We start from the raw sequence: 937 nt of genomic DNA on the forward strand, positions 1-937 counted from the left end.
ACGCTGTCATAGATGCGCGCCTGGCGGCTGGCGGCGATCGCGCCGATCAGCACCGCGATGCCCGAGAGGATCGCGATCGACCCGGCGGCAGCGATGGCGGTCGCGATCTGCGTCAGTATGGTCGTCACCTGGCCGATCACGTCGCGCACCTCGATCACCGAGCTCGAGGCGAACCCGGCGAGCACCGCCTTGCTCACCGCGCGTTCCTTCACGTCCGCATCGGCCATGCCCTTGAGCGAGACCGTCGCGGCCAGGTTGTGCGGCGCATCGCGCAGAGTATTGGGGCTGAACACCATCACATAGTTGAAGCCCATCGTGTCCCAGTTGATCTGGCGCAGCGAGGCGATCTTCGCGGTCAACTCGCGCCCCAGCAGGCTGACGGTCAGGCTGTCGCCGACCTTGAGGTCGAGGACATTGGCCATCTCGCGGTCGATCGAGACGAGCGGCGGTCCGTCATAGCCTTTCGGCCACCATTTGCCCTCGATCAGTTCGCTTCCCTCCGGTAGCGTTTCGGCATAGGTCAGCCCGCGCTCGCCGCGCAGCACCCAGGCGTTCTCGGGAATGTCCTTGAGGTCCGCAACGCGGATATTCTTGTACCCGGTCACCGTTCCGCGCAGCGAGGGCACCGCGTTGACCGCCGCGCCGGGGGCGGCCTGTTCGACCACCCTGCGGAACTCGTCCCCCCGCGCCACCGGCACATCGAGCACGAACAGGTTCGGCGCCTCCTTGGGCACGGTGCGCGTGATCTCGTTGGTGAGGCTGGTCTGGATGCCGGCGAGGATGACGAAAAGGGTAAGCCCTAGTCCCAGCGCCACCACCAGCTGCCCGGTCTGCGCGCCGGGGCGGTGCAGATTGGCAAGCGCGAGCCGCAGCAGCGGCGCCTTGGGCCGCGGCAGGCGCGAGGCGGTCCAGCGGATCGCCCAGCCGATGCCGGCGA

At 68.0% G+C, this 937-nt stretch carries 1 protein-coding gene; it reads right to left on the reverse strand.

Annotation, left to right across the window (positions count from 1 at the left end; genetic code table 11):
- Positions 1–937 (reverse strand): ABC transporter permease (locus AX735_RS25710; RefSeq protein ID WP_446471794.1); only part of this gene is annotated, 937 nt, incomplete at both ends.

The organism is Blastomonas sp. CCH1-A6, assembly GCF_001556365.1.
Taxonomy (GTDB): domain Bacteria; phylum Pseudomonadota; class Alphaproteobacteria; order Sphingomonadales; family Sphingomonadaceae; genus Blastomonas; species Blastomonas ursincola.